This is a genomic window from Shinella sp. 20P9.1.1, from assembly GCF_057798995.1.
Genome location: NZ_JBYOLC010000001.1, coordinates 226,458 through 249,226 on the forward strand (window position 1 = coordinate 226,458; position 22,769 = coordinate 249,226).

The window sequence follows — 22,769 nt, forward strand, 5'->3', positions numbered from 1 at the left end:
TGACCCTCCGGCCAGGATTTCCTCCTCAAGCGACCCCTTGGGCGCCTCCGACAAAAACTGTTGCTGAGGACAGGGCCCGCAGCAGCAAGTGCCGGAAAAAGACCGAAATACGGCAGCACCTTTGCCGCGCCCGGCGCTACAGTTTTGGAACGTGAGGAGACATCGGAGGGGGAACGATGGCGTCATCTATCATCGAGCAGATCATGCGCAAGAAGCCGGTCGACCGGCTCGTGGCCGACACGTCGGACGCGGGCGACGGGCACGGCCATCTCGGGCGCTCGATCACTTTGTTCCAGCTGATCATGTTCGGCGTCGGGGCGACGATCGGCACGGGTATCTTTTTCGTTCTGAGCGAGCAGGTGCCGGTCGCCGGACCGGCCGTCGTTATCTCCTTCATCATCGCAGCGGTGGCGGCCGGCCTTTCGGCCCTCTGCTATGCCGAGATGAGTTCGATGATCCCGGTCTCCGGCTCGTCCTACTCTTACGCTTACGCAACGCTCGGCGAAGGCATCGCCTTCTTCGTCGCTGCCTGCCTGGTGCTGGAATACGGTATTTCGGCTGCGGCCGTCGCGGTCGGCTGGGCCGAATATGTCGAAAAGCTGCTCTTCAACCTCACCGGCATCATCCTGCCGGGCTGGATGACCAAAGGGCCGATCAGCATGGTCGACGGCGGCAATCCGTTCGCCATGGCCTTCTTCCAGGAGGGCTCGGGCCTCATAAACCTGCCGGCCGTCGTCCTCGTTGCGCTCTGCTGCATCCTGCTTCTGCGCGGTGCGAAGGAATCGGCGCGCGCCAATGCCATCATGGTGATGATCAAGCTTGCCGTGCTCACGCTTTTCATCGCGATCGCCGGCAGCGCCTTCAACAGCACCAACTTCACGCCCTTCTTCAACGAGAGCGGCTTCAATGGCGTGCAGGCGGCTGCGGCCTCGATCTTCTTCACCTTCGTCGGTCTCGATGCCGTCTCGACGGCGGGCGAGGAGGTGATCAATCCGCGGCGCAACCTGCCGCTCGCCATCATCTCCGCACTGGTCATCGTCACCGGCTTCTACGTGCTGGTCGCGCTTGCGGCCCTCGGCGTGCAGCCGGCCAGCGCCTTCGACGGGCAGGAGGCAGGACTTGCCACCATCCTGCAGAACATCACCGGTTCCGCCTGGCCGGCCAACCTGCTTGCCGCCGGCGCCGTCATTTCGATCTTCTCGGTGACGCTGATCGTGCTCTACGGCCAGTCGCGCATCCTCTTCGCCGTGTCGCGCGACGGCCTTCTGCCCGCGATCTTCCACAAGGTCGATCCGCGCAGCATGACGCCGGTCGCCTGCACGATCATCGTCGCGGTCTTCGTCTCGCTGATCGCCGCCTTCGTGCCCTCGGGCCTGCTCTGGGACCTGACGAGCATGGGCACGCTGACGGCGTTCACGGTCGTCTCGGCCGGCGTGCTGATCCTGCGTTACACGCAGCCCGACATGCCGCGCGGCTACCGCGTGCCCTTCGGTCCGGTCCTGCCTGTGCTCTCGATCGTCGCCTGCGTTTACCTGATCTTCAAGCTGAGCTGGATGGTCTATGCCATCACCGGCGTCTGGGTCGCCATCGCCGCCGTCGTCTATTTCGGCTACTCGGCCCGCAACTCGCGGCTTGAAAAGCCCGCAGGCCTCGGCGAGGCGGCAGAATGAAGATTCTCGTCGGACTTTCCGCCGACCAGGGCGGGCAGGAGGCGCTCGCGCTCGGCGCGGTGTTGGCCCGGTCCTGCAACGCATCGCTCGTCGCCTGCACGGTGACGCCCGATACCTGGGGACATCCTTCGCCGGCGCGGGTCGACGGCGAATATGGCAGCTTCCTGGCCCGCCACACCGCCGGTGTGCAGGCCGAGGCGAAGGCCTCGCTGCCTGCCGACGTGACGGCGGAGTTCCTCGCGATCTCCGCCTCCTCCGCCCGCGAGGGCCTGATCAAGGCGGCGTCCGACCTTGGTGCCGATTGCCTCGTGCTCGGCTCGGCGCGCGAAGCACCACTCGGCCGCTTCGGCGAGGGCGGCGTGACGACGGAACTGCTGCGTTCGGCGCATCTGCCGGTCATGGTGGCGCCGCACGGCTATTCGGCCGGTCCCGAGACCCGTATCCGCCGGCTCAGCGCCGCCTACTCCGGCTCGTCGTCCGCGCCCGAGATCGTGGCCCGCGCCGCCGCGCTCGCCAGGGACTATTCGGTGCCGCTGCGGCTCGTCACCTTCGTGGTGCGCGACAAGCAGATGTATCCGACGGGGGCCGGCTACGACGCCGAACAGTTCGTCTCCAACGTGCTGCGCGAGCAGGCGCGCGATGCACAGGCGACGCTTCTGGCCGGTGAGGACGGGCTGTCCGCCGAGATCGCTGACGGGCCGACCTGGAAGGCGGCTTTCGAATCGCTCGACTGGCAGGATGGCGAAGTGCTCGTGCTCGGGTCCAGCAAGCTCGGGCCGCTGCTGCGCGTCTTCCTCGGCTCCAATGCCCGCAAGATCGTGCACAATTCGCCGGTGCCCTGCCTCATCCTGCCGCGCGGCGAAGAATAATCCCAAAGGGGGATTTCAGCCGCTCGGACAACTCTCGTAGAGTGCCATTCAGGATGGGGCAAAAGACGTGAAACAGCGCCCCGCCGGAGGAAGATAAATGACGACAAAGACGTTCAACCAGCCGCTCGGCGGCAATGAGATGCCCCGCTTCGGCGGCCCCGCCACCATGATGCGCCTGCCGACGCAGCCGACCGCCGAGGGGCTTGATGCCTGCTTCGTCGGCATTCCCATGGACATCGGCACGTCGAACCGGCCGGGTACGCGCTTCGGGCCGCGGCAGATCCGCACCGAAAGCTGTATGATCCGCCCTTACAACATGGCCTCGCGGGCCGCCCCCTTCGAGAGCCTGCAGGTTGCCGATATCGGCGACGTGGCCATCGACACGTTCAACCTGCCGAAATGCATCGACATCATCACCGATGCCTATCGCGACATCATCAAGGACGGCTGCATCCCGCTGACGCTCGGCGGCGACCACACGCTTTCCTATCCAATCCTGCGGGCCATGGCCGAGAAATACGGTCCTGTCGGCCTGATCCATGTCGATGCCCATTCGGATATCAACGAGCACATGTTCGGTGAGCCGATCGCCCATGGTACGCCGTTCCGCCGTGCCGTCGAGGCCGGCGTGCTCGATACCAAGCGCTGCATCCAGATCGGCGTGCGCGGCACCGGCTATGCCGCCGACGATTTCGACTGGTCGCGCGAGCAGGGTTTCCGCGTCGTGCAGGTGGAGGAGTGCTGGCACAAGTCGCTAACGCCGCTCATGGAAGAAGTCCGCGCGCAGATGGGCGACCGTCCGGTCTATCTGTCCTTCGACATCGACAGCCTCGATCCGTCGATTGCGCCCGGCACCGGCACGCCGGAGATCGCCGGCCTCAACACCATCCAGGCACTGGAAATCATCCGCGGCTGCTGGGGCCTGAACCTCGTCGGCTGCGACCTCGTCGAGGTTTCTCCGCCCTACGATCCCTCCGGCAACACGGCGATCACGGCAGCGAACCTTCTCTTTGAAATGCTTTGCGTCCTCCCGGGCGTTGAGAGGCGATAACGATATGACAGACACCCGGCTCACGACAGGCGAATATCTCGTCCGGCTCCTCGAATCCTACGGCGTGGAGCTGATCTTCGGCATCCCCGGTGTGCACACGGTCGAACTCTATCGCGGCCTGCCGGCCACGAAGATCCGCCACATCACGCCGCGCCACGAACAGGGTGCGGGCTTCATGGCCGACGGCTATGCGCGCGTGACCGGCAAGCCGGGTGTCTGCTTCATCGTCACCGGTCCGGGCATGACCAACATCGCCACCGCCATGGGCCAGGCCTATGCCGACTCGGTGCCGATGCTGGTCATCTCGGCGGTGAATTCCCGCGATCAGCTGGCCATGGGCCAGGGCCGGCTGCACGAACTGCCCTCGCAGCGCAATCTGGTGGCCGGCGTTTCTGCCTTCAGCCACACGCTGCTCGATCCTGCCCAGCTTCCCGAGGTGATGGCGCGCGCCTTCACCGTGTTCAACTCCGCGCGTCCGCGTCCCGTCCATATCGAAATTCCGCTCGACGTCATCGTCGCGGAGGCCGAACACCTGTCGGCCGAGGCCTGGCCGCTGCCCGGCCGCGCCGCAGCGGACCCGGCTGCCATCGACAAGGCCGCCGCGATCCTCAAGGGCGCCAAGCGCCCGATGATCGTCGCCGGTGGCGGGGCCGCGGATGCGGCGGCCGAAATCACGGCGATTGCCGAAAAGCTTGATGCTCCCGTCTTCATGACGATCAACGGCCGCGGTATCCTGAAACCCGGCCATGCGCTGACGCTGACGGGCAATCTCAGCATGGATCCGCTGCTTGCGGAACTCGAAGCCAGCGACGCCATCCTCGCCATCGGCACGGAGTTCGGCGAGACGGAGATGTATCCCGAGCCGAAGCCGCTGGCCTTCGGCGGTCCGTTGATCCGCATCGACATCGATCCGGCGCAGATCGTCACGGGGCTGCGCGCCGACGTGCCGATCGCCGCGGATGCGAGATTGGCTGCCAAGGCTCTCAATGCCGCCCTAGGCGAAGCGCGAAAGGCTGGAGACGGTGCCTCGCGCGCCAAAGCGGTCCGCGAGACGGTCGCTGCCGGTCTCTGGCCCGCCTGCCGCACGCATGGCCGTCTGATTGAAATCATCAGCAAGACCTTGCCGAACGCCACCGTGGCCGGTGACCAGACCGAACCGGTCTATGCGGTCAACCAGTTCTACCAAGCGCCACAGGTGCGCTCGTTCTTCAACTCGTCGACCGGCTACGGCACGCTGGGCTATGGCCTGCCCGCCGCCTTCGGGGCCAAGCTCGGCGCGCCGAACCGGCCCTCCGTCTGCCTGATCGGCGACGGCGGCCTTCAGTTTTCCGTGCAGGAGCTGGCCAGTGCGGTGGAGGCGGGCATCGCCACTGCCGTGATGATCTGGAACAACACGAGCTACGGCGAGATCAAGGCGTTCATGGCGGAGCGCGACATCCCGCAGATCGGCGTCGATATCTTCACGCCCGACTTCGTGGGGCTTGCCAAGGCGCTCGGCTGCGAGGCGTCACGGCCGGGCTCGATTGCCGAGCTCGAAAGCGAGCTTGCGGCATCGGCCACCCGCAAGGTGCCCACCGTCATCGAGATCAAAGCGGGCTCGGCGCTGGCTGATGCCTTGACGGCATAGGGGAGAACGACCATGCGGCATCAGCTCTTCATCGACGGCCGCTGGCAGGATCCGGTCGAGCCGGGCCGCATTCCCGTCTTCGATCCCTATCGGGGCGTCGCCTATCACGAGGTCTCCGCCGGCGGGCCGGCGGATGTGGAAAAGGCCGTTGCCGCCGCCAAGGCCGCTTTCCCTGGCTGGCGCGATGCCGGCGGGCGCGAGCGCGCCCGTTATCTCGGGGCGATCGCCGTAAGATTGCAGGCGCGTGCCGAGGAACTGGCGCGCATCTCCTCCCGCAACAACGGCAAGCCGATTTCGGAAGCGCGCATCGACATGGCCGATGCGGCTGCCTCCTTCGCCTATTATGCCGAGCAGGCCATCGCCTTGCAGGATCGGCAGGATGCCGATGTGGCGCTGCCCGACGACGGTTTTCACGCCCGGCTGCGTATGGAGCCCGCGGGTGTCGCAAGCCTCATCGTGCCCTGGAATTTCCCGCTGGTGACGACGTCCTGGAAAGTAGCGCCGGCGCTGGCCGCCGGCTGTACGGTGGTGCTGAAACCGTCCGAAATCACTCCCGTCGTCGAACTGGAGCTCGGCGCCATCGCGGAGGAGATCGGCCTGCCGCCCGGCGTGCTCAACATCGTCACCGGCACCGGCGAGCGCGTCGGTGCGCCGATGACGACGCATCCCGACGTGGCGAAGGTCTCCTTCACCGGCTCGAATGCGGTCGGCGCACGCGTCATGGCGGCGGGCGCTCCGGGTGTCAAATCGGTCAGCCTGGAACTCGGCGGCAAGTCGCCCATCGTCGTCTTCGCCAGTGCGGATTTCGACGAGGCTCTCGAATGCGTGCTCGGCGGCATCTTCTTCAATGCCGGCCAGATGTGTTCGGCCACGTCTCGCCTTCTGGTGGAAAAATCAATTGCGTCAAAGCTAATGGACGCCATAATCGCCGGAAGCCGGGCATTGACGCCCGGTGATCCCTTGGATGAGGGGACTGCGATCGGCCCGATCACCATGAAGGCACAGCATGACAAGGTGCTCGCCTATATCGAACGCGGCAAGGCCGAAGGCCTGAGCCTGATCACCGGCGGCGGCAAGCCGGCCGGTCTTGAGGGTTGGTTCATTGAACCGACCATCTTTACCGACGTGCCCACGAACAGCGCGCTCTGGCGCGAGGAGATTTTCGGGCCCGTCCTCTGCATCAGAACCTTCGAGACGGAAGAGGAGGCCGTGGCGCTCGCCAACGATTGCGATTTCGGCCTCGTCGCGACCGTCGTCAGCGGCGATGAAGCGCAGGCGAACCGCGTGGCCGACGCCATCGAGGCCGGCCATGTGTGGATCAACAGCCCGCAGGCGATTTTCGTCCAGACCTCGTGGGGCGGCTTCAAGGCGAGCGGCATCGGCCGCGAACTCGGGCCCTGGGGCATGTCCTCCTATCTGGAAGTCAAACACGTCACATCACGCCTGAAACGCTAACGACGGACCGGGGGGCATGTCGAAAAAGAAGAAAGAGCGGAAGAAAGACAAGAAAAAAGACAAGAAGCGCGAAAAGCGCCAGAAACATTCGACGTCATCTGAGGGGTATATCATGGAAACCATCCGAAACGTGGCCGACCTGCGCGTCGTCATGCATCGCAACGAGCGCCCGATCTATTTCATCTCCGCGACGAACTTCAATCTGATCGGCATCGACGAATGGGTGCGGAACTTCAAGTTCGTCAGCTATATCGACTGCTTCGACGGCCGCCATCCGAACGTCTTCGTCCCCTCCGAAATCCCCCATGCCGAATTCGAGAGCATCGAGGATATCAACAATTACCTGCTGCAGCATAAGGAAGTGATCGACTACATCACGAAGCGCGGCGGCCGCGCGGTCGCGACCTTCCTGATGTTCGACGAATCCACCGAGGAAATCTGCAAGGAACTCGGCATCGAGGTCTGGTTCCCCAAGGCGAAGCTGCGCCAGCGCTGCGACAACAAGATGGAGACCGTGCGCATCGGCAACAAGGCGGGCGTGCCCTCCGTGCCGAACACGCTGGCGCCCGCCCGCACCTATGAGGAACTGTTGTCCTCGGCCAAGAAAGCCGGCATCGGCAACGACCTCGTCGTGCAGACCGCCTTCGGCGACAGCGGCCACACGACCTTCTTCATCGCCAGCGAAGAGGACTACAACCGTCATGCCGCGGAGATTTCCGCGGAGGACGAAGTCAAGATCATGAAGCGCATCAAGTGCCGCGGCGCGACCATGGAGGCCTGCACGACCGGCTCCGGCACGCTGGTCGGCCCGCTGCTCACCGAAGTCGTCGGCCAGCCGGCGCTGACGCCCTACAAAGGTGGCTGGTGCGGCAACGAGATCTTTCCGGGCGCCTTCTCCGAAAAGATCCGCGCCAAGGCGCGCGACATGGCCTACCGCTTCGGCAACCAGCTGCGCGAAGAGGGGTATCGCGGTTACTTCGACCTCGATTTCCTGATCGATGTCGAGGACAACGAGGTCTATCTCGGCGAGCTCAATCCGCGCATCTGCGGCGCAAGCTCGATGACCAACCACGCCGCCTTCGCCTATGCCGACGCGCCGCTGTTCCTGTTCCACCTCATGGAATTCTCCGGCATCGACTACAAGATCGACGTCGAAGAACTCAACAATCGGTGGGCGCGAAAAGAGTTCATCGATTCCTGGTCGCAGGTGGTCATCAAGTCGACGGAAGACCTGGTCGATATCGTCACCCATGCGCCTTCGTCGGGCATCTACCGTATGGCGCCGGACGGCAGCGTCTCTTATGACCGCTTCGACTATCACCGCCAGGCGATCGAGAGCGAGCAGGAGGCCTTCTTCCTGCGCATCACCGGCCCCGGCGATTACCGCTACGAGGGGGCCGATCTCGGCATCCTGATCACGCGCGGGCGGGTGATGGACGATGAATTCGAACTGAACGAGCGCGCCAGCAACTGGATCAAGGGCATCAAGCGCCTATATGCCAGCAAGCCCCTCACCGAAATCCAGCGCGACGACGCGCCGGAAGCCGGTTCGTTCAAGATCCTGTAGGACGCCATGGACCTCCAGTTCGAAGCCATCGACGAAGACCGGCCCGGCCCCAAATGGCGCCGGGTGTTCGATCGTCACTGGCATGCCTATAGCCGCTGGTTCGTGCGCGACGGGGTCCGCTCGCGCCCGACCTATTTCATGAGCCTCAAGGCGCTGCGCGCGCATATGCCGGAACTGCTGCCGACCTACGAGGCCATTGTCGAGGCGGCCGGCGGTGGCGATCTGGAAGCCCGCTTCCTCTCCATGTGGTGCCCGCCCTTCTATGTCGGCGGGTGCTCGCAGGCGATCGTCACGGGTGCGGAGCCGGCGCTCATCCGCAACTATGATTACAGCCCGCGCCTCCTCGAAGGCACCTGGCTCGCCTCCCGCTACAACAAGCGCGTGGTCGCGGTGGTCGATTGCCTGTGGGGCGTGCTCGACGGCATCAATGAGGACGGGTTGTCGGTCTCGCTCTCCTTCGGCGGGCGCACCGCCGCAGGGCAGGGCTTCGGCATTCCCGTCGTGCTGCGCTATGTACTGGAGTTCGCCAGCACCACGGCAGAGGCCGTCGCCATGCTCCAGCGCATTCCGGTCCATATGGCCTATTCCATCGCGATCATCGACCGGGCGGGCAACCACGCGACGGTCTATGTCAATCCGGACCGTCCGGCCGAGGTGGTGGAGCGGCGCGTCAGCACCAACCACCAGCATAGCGTCGAATGGGCGCGCCATGCGGAGACGACCAAATCGGTGGAGCGCGAGGCGGCGCTGGAGAAATCGCTGGCCGGTTCGGCCGATGTCGAGAAGGTGCTGTCCAGCTTCCTGCGTCCGCCGGTCTATCAGACCTCCTACGGGCGCGGCTATGGCACGCTTTACACGGCACTCTACCGGCCGCTCGATGCCTCGGTGGAGCTGGTCTGGCCGGGGTCGACCTGGCGGCAATCCTGCGACACCTTCGAGGAGGAGGTGCGCTATATCCGCTTCAATGACGGCGATTCCGGCGGCTTCGCACCGACCTTCAAGCAGGGTGCGGTGAGCAGTTAAAAACAAAAGGCTGGCGTCATTCCGCAAGCGACGAAGCGGAACTGCGTCAGGGTGAGGGGGAGTGTCATGAAAGTAGTTGTTCTCGGCGCCGGCGTCGTCGGCACGGCGGCGGCGTGGTATCTGTCGAAGGACGGGCATGACGTGACCGTGCTGGAGCGCCACGACGGTGTGGCGCGCGGCACCAGCCAGAGCAATGCCGGCCTCGTCTCGCCGGGCGATTCCACCGCCTGGGCCTCGCCGGCGGCGCTCACCACCTTCATGAAGTCGCTGTTCCGCTCCGATCTCGGCATCAAGGTGCGTTTCAGCCTCGATCCGCAGTTTCTCTCCTGGTGCCTGCGCTTCCTCATGCAATGTACGCAATCGCGCGCCCATGCCAATACCGAAGTGAAGCTCCGCCTCGCCTTCTATGCGCGCCAGTGCATCAACGCGATCCAGGAGGAGACCGGCATTTCCTATGACGACCGTCGCCGGGGCATCCTCTATTTCTACCGCTCGCAGCAAAGCATGGATGCCGGCGTCAAGCACATGCAGTACATCGCCGACCGGGGGCTCGCCATCGAGGTGGTGGACCGCGAGCGGCTGGTGGCGCTGGAGCCGGGTCTGGCCGCGGTGAAGCACCAGCTGGCTGGTGGCGTCTATTCCTCGATGGACCAGACGGGCGATTCCTCGCTCTTCACCCGCAGCCTTGCCGAGCAGGCCCGCGTGCGCCACGGTGTCGCCTTCCGCTTCGGAACCGTCGTGACCGGTCTCGATGTTCAGGGCAACCGCGTCAAGGCCGTGCTGACCGACAAGGGGCCGGTCGCCTGCGATGCCGTCGTGCTGTCGCTCGGCCCGGAAAGTTCGCTGCTCGCCCGCAAGATCGGCATCGATGTGCCGGTCTATCCCGTAAAAGGCTATACGGCGACCTTGCCGATCGACGAGGACAAGGGGCCGACGATGGGCGGTGTCGACGAGGACCGGCTGATCGCCTATTCCCGCCTTGGCAACCGTCTGCGCCTTGCCTCCACCGCCGAATTCGCCGGATACGACCGCACGTTCAAGCCGGCCGATTTCAACAGCATGTTCAAGACGGCGCATGATCTCTTTCCCGACGCCATCGATGAAACGAAGGCGGTGCTCTGGTCGGGCCTGCGCCCGATGATGCCGGGCTCCGTGCCGGTGCATGGGCGCGCGCGCTACGAAAACCTCTTCCTCGATACGGGCCACGGCCATGTCGGCTGGACCATGGCCTGCGGCTCGGGGAAGCTCGTCGCCGACCTCGTTGCCGGCCGCAAGCCGGAGATCGATACGGCAGGCCTGCTCTACAGGAACTGAGGATTTTCAGGAAAGTGGGAACCGGTTTTCCGTCCGGAAATGCGAAAAACTAGGGATTGTCATGTCCGATCCGCAAATCTCCATCGATCTCGCCCGCATCGAGCACAATGCCCGCACCGTCGTGGATCTTTGCAAATCCTCCGGCATCACGCCCTTCGGCGTCACCAAGGGCACCTGCGGCATGCCGCAGGTGGCGCGCGCGATGCTGCGCGGCGGTGTCGCGGGCATTGCCGAATCCCGCTTCGAGAACATCCGCCGCCTGCGCGACGCCGGCATCGATTGCCCGATCATGCTCTTGCGCAGCCCGCCGTTAACGCGGGTCGAGGAGCTGGTGCGCAGCGTCGATATCAGCCTGCAATCCGAACTCCAGATCATGCGCGAGATCTCGCGCGTCGCTGAACGGCTCGGCCGGGTGCATGACGTCATCCTGATGATCGATCTGGGGGACCTGCGCGAGGGCATCTGGCCGAACGACCTCGTGCCCACCGTCGAGGCCGTGATGGAACTGCCGGGCGTGCGCATTGCCGGCGTCGGCACGAACCTCACCTGCTTCGGCGCCATCATCCCGACGCAGGAAAACCTCACCCAGCTCGTCTCCCACGCCTACAAGGTGGAGAGCATCACCGGCCGGCCGCTCGACTGGGTTTCGGGCGGGAATTCCTCCTCGCTGCCGCTGCTGCTGGCAGGCGGTATGCCTGCCGGCATCAACAATCTGCGCATCGGCGAGGCCATCCTGCAAGGCGGGCGCGAGACCTTCCTCACGGAGCCCTGGGAAGCTCTCGACCGCCAGGTCTTCGAGCTGACCGGCGAGCTTCTGGAGGTGAAGACGAAACCGTCGATGCCGATTGGCCTCTCCGGCCTCGATGCCTTCGGCAATGCGCCTGTCTTCATCGACGAGGGCGATCGGTTGCGTGGCATTGCCAATATCGGCCGCGAGGACGTCATCGCCGAGGGCCTGATCCCGACGCAGCGCGGCGTGCGCGTGCTCGGCGCCTCCAGCGACCATCTGGTGCTCGATCTCACCGATGCCGATCCGCCGCTGGCTGTCGGCGAGAATGTCAGCTTCCGGATGAATTACGGCGCGCTGCTGACGGTGATGACCTCGGAATATGTGGAGAAAGTGCCGATGCGGGATGTGCGCGAGAAGGGTGAGGCGAGGACCTATACAATTGAGACGGACGCCATCGGCGGCGCCCTCGTCGTCGTGCAGAACATCCCCGAGCGCATAGGGCATCTCGGTTTCGAGAAGGGAGAGGGGGACGATGCGCTGGCCCTCTCGATCTGCGCGCGTCGGCGTGATATCCTGCCCAAGGTACAGGCCGCCGGCCAAAGGCATGATGCGCTCGGCCTCGTCTGGATCGATTCCGACGCGGCGATGATGCCGGATGGCGACGCGGATGCAGCGCCGCCGGAAAACGCGGTGCTGCGCCGCCTGCTCGACCGCCTGCCGCCGTTTATCGCGCCTGAAAATATCGTGCTCATCGGCCTGCGCAATGCCGCACCGGAAGAGGTGGAGGCGCTGAAGGCATCGCGCATGCGCATCTTTACGATGTCGGAGATCGATGCGCTCGGCCTGCGTCAGGCGATGCGCGAGGCTATCGCCATCGCCTCCGCCGGCACGCGCGGTTTCCACCTCTGCTATTCGCCGACGGCGACCGACATGTCCGGCTGGAGCGGCGGCATCGGCGGCATCACGGTGCGCGAGACCCATTCGGCGATGGAAATGGCGGCGCTCAGCGGCAAGTTGCGCTCGCTCAGCATTTCCGGCATTGATGCCGCGCTGCCATCGCCGATCGGCGCGGAATGCGCCAATTTCATTTTGTCGGCCTTCGGCAAAACAATTCTCTGATCACAACCATGGGAGATTTCCGATGATCAAGCGTATCAAGCCCGGCAAGCGTTTCTGCGAAGCCGTCGTCGTCAATGGCGTCGTCACCACGGCCGGCGTGACCGGCGACGGTGCCGACACGGTCGCCCAGACCCGCGACATCCTCGCCCAGATCGACGGCCTGCTGGCCGAGGCCGGCACGTCCAAGGCCAAGCTGATCAGCGCCAATATCTGGCTGCGCGACATCGCGCATTTCAGCCAGATGAACGAGGTCTGGGACCAGTGGGTCGACAAGGACAATCTGCCGGTCCGCGCCACCGTCGAGGCACGCCTTGCCGCGCCGGAACTGCTGGTCGAAATCCAGGTCACCGCGCTCGTCTGAGCTTTTTAAAGCGGGTTTCGGGGGGCGAGGCTGCACGCGCGGCCTCGCCCTTTCCGTTTAGAGCGTCTTCAGCACATCGCCGAGCGCGTCGATCAGCATATCGGCATTCTCGCGCGAGAAGACGAGCGGCGGGCGGATCTTCAGCACGTTGGCGCGCGGACCGGACGCGCTGATGAGGATGCGGCGTTCGCGCAGGCCGTTGACGATGCGGGTCGTCAGAGCGGCGTCCGGGCTTTTTACGGCGGGATCGGCGACGATCTCGACACCGATGAAAAGGCCGGAGCCGCGTACGTCACCGATGGCGTGATAGCGCCCGGAAAGCGCCTTCAGCCCCTCCATCAGATAATTGCCGACCTCAAGCGCATTCTGTTGCAGGCCGTCGATGCGGATCGTGTCGAGCACCGCCTTGCCGGCTGCCGCCGCGACCGGATTGCCGCCGAACGTGTTGAAATAGCGGGCGCGCGGGCCAAATTCGGCGATGACCTCCGGGCGCAGCACGATGCCGGCCATCGGATAGCCGTTGGCCATCGGCTTGCCGATCGTCACCATGTCGGGGGCGACGCCATGGCGCTCGAAGCCCCACATGGTCTCGCCAGTACGGCCAAAGCCGGGCTGCACCTCGTCGGCGATGAACAGGCCGCCGGCCGCGTGAATGGCATCCACCGCCGGCTTCAAAAAGCCCTTCGGGCCGGCGAAGATGCCGTCGCTGGAGAAGATCGTATCGGTGATCAGCATGGCCGGCTTGATGCCGTGGCGCTGGAGATCGGCGATGGCGGCGCGCACGTCGCGGCCGAATTTCTCCATCATGTCTTCGGGTGCATGGCGGTAGCTATCCGGTGCCGGCACGGTGCGTACATGCGGGCCGAGCGTGACGGATTCACCAAGCGACGGCGAGAATTCGGCGACCGCGCTCGTCAGGCCGTGATAGGCGAGATCGGTGCAGATGATGCCGGTGCCGCCGGTGACGTAGCGGGCAATGCGCACGGCAAGGTCGTTCGCCTCGCTGCCCGTGCAGGTGAACATCGCCTGGCTGAGCGCCGCCGGGAAGGTCGCGGTCAGCGTCTCGGCATAGTCGACGATGCCCTCGTGCAGGTAGCGGGTGTGGGTGTTGAGCACGGCGGTTTGGCTGGTGATCGCCTCGACCACGCGCGGATGGCAATGGCCGAGCGAGGCGACGTTGTTGTAGGCGTCGAGGTATTTTTCGCCCGCGGTGTCATAGAGGAATACACCTTCTCCGCGCACCAGATGCAGCGGCTTTTCATAAAACAGGCGGTAGGCCGGTCCGAGCACCTTTTCCCGCCGCGCGATCAGCGCCTGTTCGGCGTCGCTCAGCCGTTCGAAATCCTCGCGCGAAAACGCATTCACCATCGACATGATTAGGCCTCGGTCAGGTTGGGCGCGAGCCGTTTCAGCCCGGCCGGAGTGAGATCGGCAATATTCTGCAGGCCGCGCCAGGCGGTGGCGTGGTTGCGCATGATATAGGCCCGGTTTTCCGGGAAACGCGCCGAGCGCCATTCCGCGATGATGATCGACATCGCGAGACGGCAGCGCATGAGGAGAGGGAGCAGTTCGACTTCCGGAGCCAGCAGCGGGCGCGCCGAAAGGAAGCCGTCGAGGAAGGCGCCGGTGCGGGCGGCCCAGTTGTCGGTCGCCATGTGATAGGAGATGCCGACGGCGAGGTCGTTGATGAGGGGCGCATGCACCATGTCGCCGAAATCGATGATGCCGACGACCTTGGTCGGCTCCGCCGGATCGAGCAGGATGTTGTGCGGGTTGAAGTCGTTGTGGATGATCTGGCGGCGGTCGAGTGCGGCGATGGCCGGCAGCGACCGCTCGATTTCGGCCAGTATGGCCTCCACCTGCGTGCGCCGCTCTTCCGCGACATCGCCGACGACAGCTTGCAGATCGAGTGTGTGGGAAATGTCCCACATCAGTTTTCCTTCAGGTGGGCGGCCGTCGTAATCCTTGAGGCCGAGGCCGAGTTCGGCGAGCGCCCGGCCGACATTGCGGCTCTGCACCTCCGAGGCCTCCGTGCGGTATTGCAGCTCGCCGTCGAGGAAGGTGAGCAGGCGCATGATGCGCGGGCCATCCGATGTGGCAAGCGTGCGGCTCGGCTCGCCCGATAGTGTCGGCACCAGTCGCGGTACGGGCACGGCGGGGGCGACGGTTTCGAGATGCAGGAGGGCGCCGTCCTGGAATTCCAGCGCTGCCGGATCTTCGGCCGGGTTGGCGATCTTCAGGATGAAATCGGTGCCGTCGGCGCGCTTGAAGAGAAAGGTCTCGTCCCGCTCGCTGGAAAGCCGCTTCACCGCGCCGGTCAACCCATAGACATCGGCGACGGCCGCCTCGGCGTCCTCGATCGCGGTCACGCTCCATGTCGCCGACATCGAGTCCGGTTTTTGGGCGGCGGGCGCTTGCTCCGTCATGCTGGCTCCGTTCTGGCGGTTTCCCGCGGGTTCGTCGAAGACGGTTTCCGGCGCTGTTGACAGCGCCCCGGCCGCCATTGCCACGGGCGTTTCTTCCCCCGAGAATGCCTGTGGCGGCGGCCCATACTTGAAACACGTCAAAAAAGATGCATCAAGTATCTTGTTACTCGATTTTGCGGACCAGTTCCATGCCCGAATTCGCGACACTGGAATACGAGAACCTCAACAGCGTGGTCTATGCCGCGCTGTGCGATGCGCTGATGCAAGGCCGTTTCCAGCCGGGCGACCGGTTGAAGATCCGCGATCTCGCCGAACAGTTCGGCACCAGCGTCACGCCGATCCGCGATGCCATCCTGCGTCTTGCCAATGATGAAGCCATCACCTTCCGCTCGCCGCGCGACATCCGCATCGCAGGCTTGAGCGAAGCGCGTTACCGCGAAATCCGCGCCATCCGCGTGCGCCTCGAAGGGCTCGCCGCCGAAACGGCCGCACAGGTGGCGACGAGCGCAGATGTGCAGGTGCTGGAGCAGATTTTGCGGGAAAACGAGCAAGCGATTGCCGATGGCGACCGGTTGAAGGGCACGCAGCTCAACCAGGCCTTTCACTTCATGCTGCCGCAGATCGCCGGCCTGCCGGTGCTCACCACCATCCTGCGGCGGCTCTGGTTGCAGATGGGACCACATATATCCGACGCCTATCTGGCCGGCGGCCGGGCGATGATCGATCATCACTATCCGGTCGTCGAGGCCTTGAAACGCCATGATTCGCCGGCGGCCTCCATGGCCATCGTGGATGACATCCTGCTTGGCGGAAAGCCTATCCTCGACCGCATCGCGCAGGGTGAAGAACGACAGGCGCGTCGCGCCTGAGACCGTCTTGAATGAGAGGCTTGCAATTCGCGGGCCGCCGATTACGATGTATCAAGCATCAAAGGAGAACGCTCCGCATGACCGAAGAACGCCGCTACATGTTGCTGACAGGAGCGAGCCGCGGCATCGGCCATGCGACGGTCAAGCTCTTCCAGTCGAAGGGCTGGCGCATCCTTACCGTCTCCCGTCAGGCCTTTTCCGAAGAATGCGCCTGGCCGTCCGCCCGCGAAAGCCACATCCAGGCCGATCTCGCCGATCTCTCGCAGATCGACCGTCTTGCCGCGACCGTGCGCGAGCGCCTGCCGAACGGCCGGCTGCATGCGCTCGTCAACAATGCCGGCATTTCGCCGAAGGGGCCGGGAAAGAGCCGCCTCGGCGTGATGGGCACGGACGCGGATGTCTGGACGCAGGTACTCAACGTCAATGTCGTCTCGACGGCGCTGATTGCCCGCGCCCTCATGCCGGAGCTCGAGGCGGCCAAAGGCTCGATCGTCAACGTCACCTCGATTGCCGGAACGCGTGTCCATCCCTTTGCCGGCGTCGCCTATGCGGCCTCCAAGGCGGCGCTCGGCTCGCTGACGCGCGAAATGGCGCATGAATTCGGCAAGCGCGGCGTGCGGGCCAATGCCATCGCGCCGGGCGAAATCGAAACTTCGATCCTCTCGCCGGGGACCGATGAGCTGGTGGCGGCGGAAGTGCCGATGGGACGGTTGGGCGATCCGCGCGAGGTCGCGGAGACCATCTATTTCCTGTGCACCGAGCCGTCCTCCTACATCAACGGCGCGGAAATCCACATCAACGGAGGGCAGCACGTCTGACAAGGGTCAAAAGGGGAAAAATCCCCGTTGACCAGGCATGACTGGAATGCATCAATCGGACGAACGCCCAGGGGAAAGGGCGCGACGGCCGGAGAGGCCGCCGCCGACGCCGGAAAGGCGGGGTGAGCGGTCCGCATGAGATCGTCATCGGAGCGAAGGCTCCATCACAATGAAGAAAAGGGGAGTGCCATGAAGACAATTCTGAAATCGGGTTTTCTGGCGGCCGCCGCCATCGTCCTGTCGGCCAGCATCGTCGCGCCGGTATTCGCACGCGACCTGACCGTCGTGTCCTGGGGCGGCAACTATCAGGACGCCCAGCGCAACATCTACTTCAAGCCGTTTTCCGAAAAGACCGGCAAGCCGGTGCTCGACGAGGCCTGGGATGGCGGCATTGGCGTGATCCAGTCGAAGGTCAAGGCCGGCGCACCGAACTGGGATGCCGTGCAGGTGGAGGCCGAAGAGCTGGCGCTTGGCTGTGCCGACGGCCTCTACGAGAAGATCGACTGGGACAAGATGGGCGGCAAGGACAAGTTCCTCGACAGCGCCGTCAATGACTGCGGCGTCGGCGCCATCGTCTGGTCCACCGCGATCGCCTATGACGGCGACAAGCTGAAGGAAGGCCCGACCTCCTGGGCGGACTTCTGGAACGTCGAAAAATTCCCGGGCAAGCGCTCGCTGCGCAAGGGCCCGAAATACACGCTGGAATTCGCGTTGCTCGCCGATGGCGTCTCTAAGGACGAAATCTATGACGTGCTCGGCACGGAAGAGGGTGTCGCCCGCGCCTTCAAGAAGCTCGACGAGCTGAAGCCGAACATCGTCTGGTGGGAATCCGGCGCGCAGCCGCTGCAGTTCTTGGCATCCGGCGAAGTTGCGATGACCTCGGCCTACAACGGCCGCATCACCGGCATCAACCGTTCGGAAGGCAAGCACTTCAAGGTCGTCTTCCCCGGCAGCATCTATGCCGTGGACAGCTGGGTCGTGCTGAAGGACGCCGAGAACAAGGATGCCGCGCAGGACTTCATCGCCTTCGCCAGCCTGCCGGAAAACCAGGCCAAGCTGCCGGAATTCGTCGCCTACGGCCTGCCGAACAAGGACGCCGCAGCGAAGGTGCCGGCGGAATTCGCCAAGGACCTGCCGACCGATCCCGCCAATATGACGGACTCGATCCCGCTCAATGTCGATTTCTGGATCGACAATGCGGAAACGCTGACGGCCCGCTTCAACGCCTGGCTCGCCCAGTAAGAACATCCGTGGTGAAGGGCGCTCCTTGGAGCGCCCTTCCTGCATGGCCGGATGCGTTAACGCGCGTTCTCCGCCTCTAGCGATGGAGTCTTCCGTGGCCGAATTCATTCGATTTGACCGCATCACCAAATTCTACGGCCCGCTCTGCGTGGTCGAAAATCTCGACCTCGGCATAGAGAAGGGCGAGTTCGTCAGCCTGCTCGGCCCGTCCGGCTCCGGCAAGACGACGCTTCTGATGATGCTTGCCGGTTTCGAGCAGCCGACCTCGGGCAGCATCCTGCTCGATGGCACGGCCATCAACGCGGTCCCCACCCACAAGCGGGACATGGGCGTGGTCTTCCAGAGTTATGCGCTCTTCCCGCACATGTCCGTCGGCGACAACATCGCCTTTCCCTTGCAGATGCGCGGCATCGGCAAGGCGGAGGTTGGCGAGCGGGTCAAGCGCGCGCTCGGCATGGTGCAGATGTCCACCCTTGTCGACCGGCGTCCTTCGCAGCTCTCCGGCGGCCAACAGCAGCGCGTGGCGCTCGCGCGTGCGCTCGTCTTCGAGCCGCGCGTCGTCTTGATGGACGAGCCGCTCGGCGCGCTCGACAAGAACCTGCGCGAGCAGATGCAGCTCGATATCCGCGATCTGCACCGCAGGCTTGGCCTGACCATCGTCTTCGTCACGCATGACCAGTCCGAAGCGCTCACCATGTCGGACCGGGTCGCCGTGTTCAACAAGGGCAGGATCGAGCAGATCGGTACGCCGCGGCAGGTCTATGACGAGCCGGCGACGCGCTTCGTCGCCGAATTCATCGGCGAGACCAATCTTGTCGAAGGCGTCGTGGAGGCCGTGCAGGGGCAGGAGGCCACCGTGCGCCTTCCCTCCGGGGCGCAGATCGTATCGGCGGTGTCCGGCACGGTGGCCCGCGGCCAGTCGGTCTTCCTCTCCATCCGCCCGGAACGGGTCGATCTCAGCGAGGCACGCGGCGAGGCGCGCAATGTGCTGGAAACGGAAGTCACCGACAGCGTCTACCAGGGCGATCACCTGCGCGTGCAGTTGCAGAATGCCAGCCATCCGCTGATCGCCAAGCTCGGCCGCCGGTCGCGCGAGTTTCCGTCGGGCACGAAGGTCTTCGCGGCTTTTTCGGCCGGCGATTGCCGGGTCATCGCGACATGAGTGCAGCTTCCTCGCGAACCGGGCGCTCGCTCATCCTGCTGGCGCCGCTGCTTCTCTTCCTCATCGGCTTCTTCGTCTGGCCGCTGTTCAGCATGATGTCGCAGGCCGTGTCGGATCCCGCCGTGCTCAAGCTTCTGCCGCGTAGCGCCGAGGTTCTGACGGAGTGGGACCGCAAGTCGCCGCCGTCGGCGGCCATGCAGACGGCGCTGATGGAGGACCTGAAAGCCGTCGATGACGACCAGGCGCTGGGCGACATGGTGCGCCGTCTCAACAGCGCCCGCTCCGGCTTCCGCACGCTGATGGGCAAGACGACGGGGGCGCTCGATGATACGGCCAACCCGCCCGCCGACCTCGTCTCCATCGACAAGCGCTGGGAAAAGCCGGAATTCTGGCTGGCGATTGCCGATGCGCTGTCGCCCTATACCGATCGCAACCTGCTCGCCGCCGTCGATTTCGGCCGCAATGCCGCCGGCGAGATCGAGCATCTGCCGGCCGATCAGTCCGTCAATGGCGTGATCCTCGCGCGCACCTTCTGGATCGCCGGGCTCGTCACTTTCTTCTGCGCTCTGATCGGCTTTCCCTATGCCATCATCGCCGCGTCGCTCGATGGCTGGAAGCGCGACCTGATGCTTGGTGCTGTGCTCCTGCCGCTCTGGACCTCGCTGTTGGTGCGCACCGCCGCCTGGTTCATCCTGTTGCAGGAAAAAGGCCTGATCAACGATCTGCTCCTGACGCTCGGCATCATCAATTCGCCGCTCGCGCTGATCTTCAACCGCACCGGCGTCATCATCGCCATGACCCATGTGCTCTTGCCCTTCATGGTGCTGCCGATCTATTCCGTGCTGATCACCATCCCGAAGAACCTGATGCCGGCCGCAGCCTCCCTCGGCGCGCCGCCGCTACGCGCTTTCCTGCGCGTGCTCCTGCCGCTCAGCTTGCGTGGCGTCGCCTCCGGCGGCCTGCTCGTCTTCATTTCGGCGATCGGCTACTACATCACGCCGGCGCTGATCGGCGGGCCGGGCGACCAGATGATCTCGTCCATCATCGCCTTCTACGCCACGGGATCGGCGAACTGGGGCATGGCCGGCGCGCTCGGCATGGTGCTGCTCGTCGCGACGCTCGTGCTCTACAGCGTCTATGCGCGGCTCTCCAGCGAAGAACCGGGGAGGCGCTGACCATGCCGATGAAAATCGCCAAGGCCACCTTCGCCACGCTGACGATCCTCTTCCTCGTGGCACCCCTCATCGCCATCCTGCCGCTCGCCTTCACCTCGAGCGTCATCCTCACCTATCCGATCCCGTCCTGGTCGCTGCGCTGGTTTGAGGAACTGTTCTTCGCCGATGCCTGGCGCCGCGCCATCGTCAACAGCCTGATCATCGGCACGGGCACGACGTTGCTCGCCACCGTTCTCGGCACGGCGGCGTCGCTCGGCCTGCGCAACCGGCTCATTTTCTTCCGCGGCACCATTCGCACGCTGTTTCTGTTGCCGATGGTGGTGCCGGCCGTCGTGCTCGGCGTCGGTATGCAGGTTCTGCTGGCGGGCTTCGGCCTGACGAACAGCTATCTCGGGGTGATCATCGCCCATACGGTCGTTGCCGTGCCCTTCGTGGTGGTCAGCGTCACCGGGGCGCTGGCCGGTATCGACGAGCGCGTGGAGCTTGCGGCGCAGAGCCTCGGTGCGGCGCCGATCACGGTTTTTCGCCGCATCACACTGCCGCTCGCCATGCCCGGCGTGCTCTCGGGCGCCGTGCTGGCCTTCGCCACCTCGCTCGACGAGGTGGTGCTGACCCTCTTCGTCGCTGGACCCAACCAGCGCACGCTGGCGCGGCAGATGTTCTCCTCGATCCGCGAGAATATCAGCCCGGCCATCGCCGCCGCCGCCTTCCTGTTCATCGTTGCGACCGTTGTCATCGGCCTCGTCGTCGTCCTGTCTCGCTCGATGATGGCGAAACGGCGTTAAACAACGCGCTTCAGCGTTCGGGCCAGCACCTCATAGATGCGCGGGTCGCCCATATGGGCGACGTTGAAGCGCATGAAATTGCCGGCCGTTTGCGAGACGCTGAAGACATTGCCGGGGGCGAGCACCACGCCCTCGGCGAGGGCGGCCTGCGCAACCTCGCCGGAGTCCAGCCCGTCCGGCAGCCGGCACCACAGATTGAAGCCGCCACGCGGCGAAAGCCACGGTGTTATTCCAAGCCGCGCCAGCCGGTCGGCCGTCTCGCGCCGCGCGCGCACCAACCGACGGCGTACGTCCTCCATATGTTTGCGGTAACCGCCGCCGGCCAGCATATGGGCGATGATCTCGCTGGAAACCGGGCTCGGGCCGCCGAAATTGGTGGCGATCTGCAGATCGACCAGCCCCACGACCCAGTCCGCCCGCGCCAGGATGTAACCGCAGCGCACGGAGGCCGAGAGCGTCTTTGAGAAGCTCCCGATGCGGATGACGTGATGCAGGCCGTCGAGCGCGGCAAGCCGCGTCGTCGGCTCCGGCTCGAAATCGGCGAAGATATCGTCTTCCACGATGATCGTGTCGTTCGCCGCGGCCGCGTTCAGCAGCCGGTGCGCGACCTGTGGCGAGAGGGTCGCGCCGGTCGGATTGTGCAGCGCTGAATTGGTGATGTAGAGCCGTGGCCGTTCCGTCGAAAGCAGGGCCTCGAACGCCGCGACATCGGGGCCGGCTGTTGTGTAGGGCACGCCGATCACCTTGACCTGATGAGCTTTCAGGAGCGCCTGGAAATTGAAGTAGCAGGGATCGTCGATCAGCACGGTGTCGCCGGGGCGGAGCAGGAAGCGGCAGATGAGGTCGAGCGCCTGCGTGCTCGTATTCGTCAGCATCAGGTGCTCCGGTCCGGCGGCGACGCCTTCTTCCGCGAGACGGCCGAGCAGCAATCTTCGCAGGGCATGGGAGCCGCGCGTATGGCCGTAATAGGCGAGCATGGCGTCATCGGCGCGCGCGAGGCTGCGGATTGCCCGGCGCAGCGCTTCGTTCGGCATCCATTCCGCCGGCAGCCAGCCGCAACCGGGTTTCAGCGTGCCGTCCTCGGCATCGAGCGATTGTCGGGACACCCAGAACGGATCGACCGCGCGCGCCTTCGGCGTTTCGGCTTCCGCCAACTTCAGCGGCGGCAGGGCGGCGTTGGAGACGTAGAAGCCGGAGCCCCGCTGCGGCCGGATCAAGCCCTCCGCCGCCAGCCGGTCATAGGCCTCGACGACCGTTGACGGCGAGACGCCCGTCGTGGCGGCGAGGCCGCGGATCGACGGCAGGCGATCACCCGGTGCGAGCGCCCGGCCGGCAATGCGGTTTCGGATGGTGGCCATCACCCGTTCGGTGCGGCTTCCCTTTGCGGTTTCGGTCATAGGCTTGCTCAAGTGTATGGCTTTTGAAACTAATACAGTTATTCAATATTGTATTGTTTTGTTTCTATTACGGCCAGCCCCGCAGGCGTAATTTCCCAGGCGAATGCGA

At 64.8% G+C, this 22,769-nt stretch carries 19 protein-coding genes; 16 read left to right on the forward strand and 3 right to left on the reverse strand.

All coding sequences use genetic code 11. The features are described from left to right. Positions 1–176 precede the first annotated feature (176 nt). From AC27VQ_RS01035 to AC27VQ_RS01080, 10 genes are all read left to right on the forward strand, one after another. Positions 177–1,670: an APC family permease gene (locus tag AC27VQ_RS01035; RefSeq protein WP_488714837.1), complete on the forward strand. Its 1,494-nt coding sequence runs from the start codon at positions 177–179 to the stop codon at positions 1,668–1,670. Continuing rightward, entirely contained in the window at positions 1,667–2,539 is an 873-nt protein-coding gene (locus tag AC27VQ_RS01040) for a universal stress protein (RefSeq protein WP_488714838.1), read from the forward strand. Before AC27VQ_RS01035 ends, AC27VQ_RS01040 begins: the two co-directional genes overlap by 4 nt. Positions 2,540–2,636: 97 nt before the next feature. Further along, positions 2,637–3,590, forward strand: coding sequence for an agmatinase (gene speB, locus AC27VQ_RS01045; RefSeq protein ID WP_421592340.1), 954 nt, complete (start codon positions 2,637–2,639; stop codon positions 3,588–3,590). A 4-nt stretch (positions 3,591–3,594) separates the two neighbouring features. Beyond that, positions 3,595–5,217, forward strand: a complete 1,623-nt coding sequence (locus AC27VQ_RS01050; RefSeq protein ID WP_488714839.1) for a 5-guanidino-2-oxopentanoate decarboxylase — start codon at positions 3,595–3,597, stop codon at positions 5,215–5,217. Between the two features lie 12 nt (positions 5,218–5,229). After that, positions 5,230–6,672, forward strand: coding sequence for an aldehyde dehydrogenase family protein (locus AC27VQ_RS01055; RefSeq protein ID WP_488714840.1), 1,443 nt, complete (start codon positions 5,230–5,232; stop codon positions 6,670–6,672). Between the two features lie 16 nt (positions 6,673–6,688). Beyond that, the gene (locus AC27VQ_RS01060) at positions 6,689–8,239 is read left to right on the forward strand and encodes a biotin carboxylase (RefSeq protein WP_488714841.1); all 1,551 of its coding nucleotides are present in this window, start codon (positions 6,689–6,691) and stop codon (positions 8,237–8,239) included. A 6-nt stretch (positions 8,240–8,245) separates the two neighbouring features. Beyond that, positions 8,246–9,262: a C45 family autoproteolytic acyltransferase/hydrolase gene (locus tag AC27VQ_RS01065; protein WP_488714842.1), complete on the forward strand. Its 1,017-nt coding sequence runs from the start codon at positions 8,246–8,248 to the stop codon at positions 9,260–9,262. Between the two features lie 66 nt (positions 9,263–9,328). Then, complete coding sequence (locus AC27VQ_RS01070; protein WP_488714843.1) at positions 9,329–10,576, forward strand: D-amino acid dehydrogenase; 1,248 nt, start codon at positions 9,329–9,331, stop codon at positions 10,574–10,576. Positions 10,577–10,637: 61 nt separating this feature from the next. Beyond that, on the forward strand, positions 10,638–12,425 hold the full coding sequence (locus AC27VQ_RS01075) for an alanine racemase (protein WP_488714844.1): 1,788 nt from the start codon (positions 10,638–10,640) through the stop codon (positions 12,423–12,425). 22 nt (positions 12,426–12,447) lie between these two features. Next, positions 12,448–12,786 carry a RidA family protein gene (locus AC27VQ_RS01080; RefSeq protein WP_421592333.1) on the forward strand — a complete coding sequence of 113 codons (339 nt, stop codon included), beginning with the start codon at positions 12,448–12,450 and terminating at the stop codon, positions 12,784–12,786. A gap of 57 nt (positions 12,787–12,843) precedes the next feature. Here AC27VQ_RS01080 and AC27VQ_RS01085 read toward each other — a convergent pair whose 3' ends face one another. Further along, complete coding sequence (locus tag AC27VQ_RS01085; RefSeq protein WP_488714845.1) at positions 12,844–14,160, reverse strand: aspartate aminotransferase family protein; 1,317 nt, start codon at positions 14,158–14,160, stop codon at positions 12,844–12,846. Positions 14,161–14,162: 2 nt separating this feature from the next. Continuing rightward, positions 14,163–15,212, reverse strand: coding sequence for a phosphotransferase (locus AC27VQ_RS01090; RefSeq protein WP_488714846.1), 1,050 nt, complete (start codon positions 15,210–15,212; stop codon positions 14,163–14,165). Positions 15,213–15,400: 188 nt separating this feature from the next. On the opposite strand from AC27VQ_RS01090, the gene AC27VQ_RS01095 reads away from it, so the two are divergent. The 6 genes from AC27VQ_RS01095 to AC27VQ_RS01120 all read left to right on the forward strand — a co-directional run bounded on the left by AC27VQ_RS01095 (position 15,401) and on the right by AC27VQ_RS01120 (position 21,263). Further along, positions 15,401–16,081 carry a GntR family transcriptional regulator gene (locus AC27VQ_RS01095; protein ID WP_117370356.1) on the forward strand — a complete coding sequence of 227 codons (681 nt, stop codon included), beginning with the start codon at positions 15,401–15,403 and terminating at the stop codon, positions 16,079–16,081. Between the two features lie 77 nt (positions 16,082–16,158). Further along, entirely contained in the window at positions 16,159–16,899 is a 741-nt protein-coding gene (locus AC27VQ_RS01100; protein ID WP_117370355.1) for an SDR family NAD(P)-dependent oxidoreductase, read from the forward strand. Between the two features lie 189 nt (positions 16,900–17,088). Next, positions 17,089–18,141, forward strand: coding sequence for an ABC transporter substrate-binding protein (locus AC27VQ_RS01105; RefSeq protein WP_488714847.1), 1,053 nt, complete (start codon positions 17,089–17,091; stop codon positions 18,139–18,141). A gap of 82 nt (positions 18,142–18,223) precedes the next feature. Further along, complete coding sequence (locus AC27VQ_RS01110) at positions 18,224–19,303, forward strand: ABC transporter ATP-binding protein (protein WP_488714848.1); 1,080 nt, start codon at positions 18,224–18,226, stop codon at positions 19,301–19,303. Next, positions 19,300–20,478: an ABC transporter permease gene (locus AC27VQ_RS01115; protein WP_313531308.1), complete on the forward strand. Its 1,179-nt coding sequence runs from the start codon at positions 19,300–19,302 to the stop codon at positions 20,476–20,478. The genes AC27VQ_RS01110 and AC27VQ_RS01115 overlap by 4 nt, the downstream gene beginning before the upstream one ends. A 2-nt stretch (positions 20,479–20,480) precedes the next feature. Next, positions 20,481–21,263, forward strand: coding sequence for an ABC transporter permease (locus AC27VQ_RS01120; protein ID WP_488714849.1), 783 nt, complete (start codon positions 20,481–20,483; stop codon positions 21,261–21,263). On the opposite strand, the gene AC27VQ_RS01125 is transcribed toward AC27VQ_RS01120, so the two are convergent. Then, the gene (locus tag AC27VQ_RS01125) at positions 21,260–22,660 is read right to left on the reverse strand and encodes an aminotransferase-like domain-containing protein (RefSeq protein WP_488714850.1); all 1,401 of its coding nucleotides are present in this window, start codon (positions 22,658–22,660) and stop codon (positions 21,260–21,262) included. The two genes, AC27VQ_RS01120 and AC27VQ_RS01125, sit on opposite strands and share 4 nt — an antisense overlap. Positions 22,661–22,769: the final 109 nt, after the last annotated feature.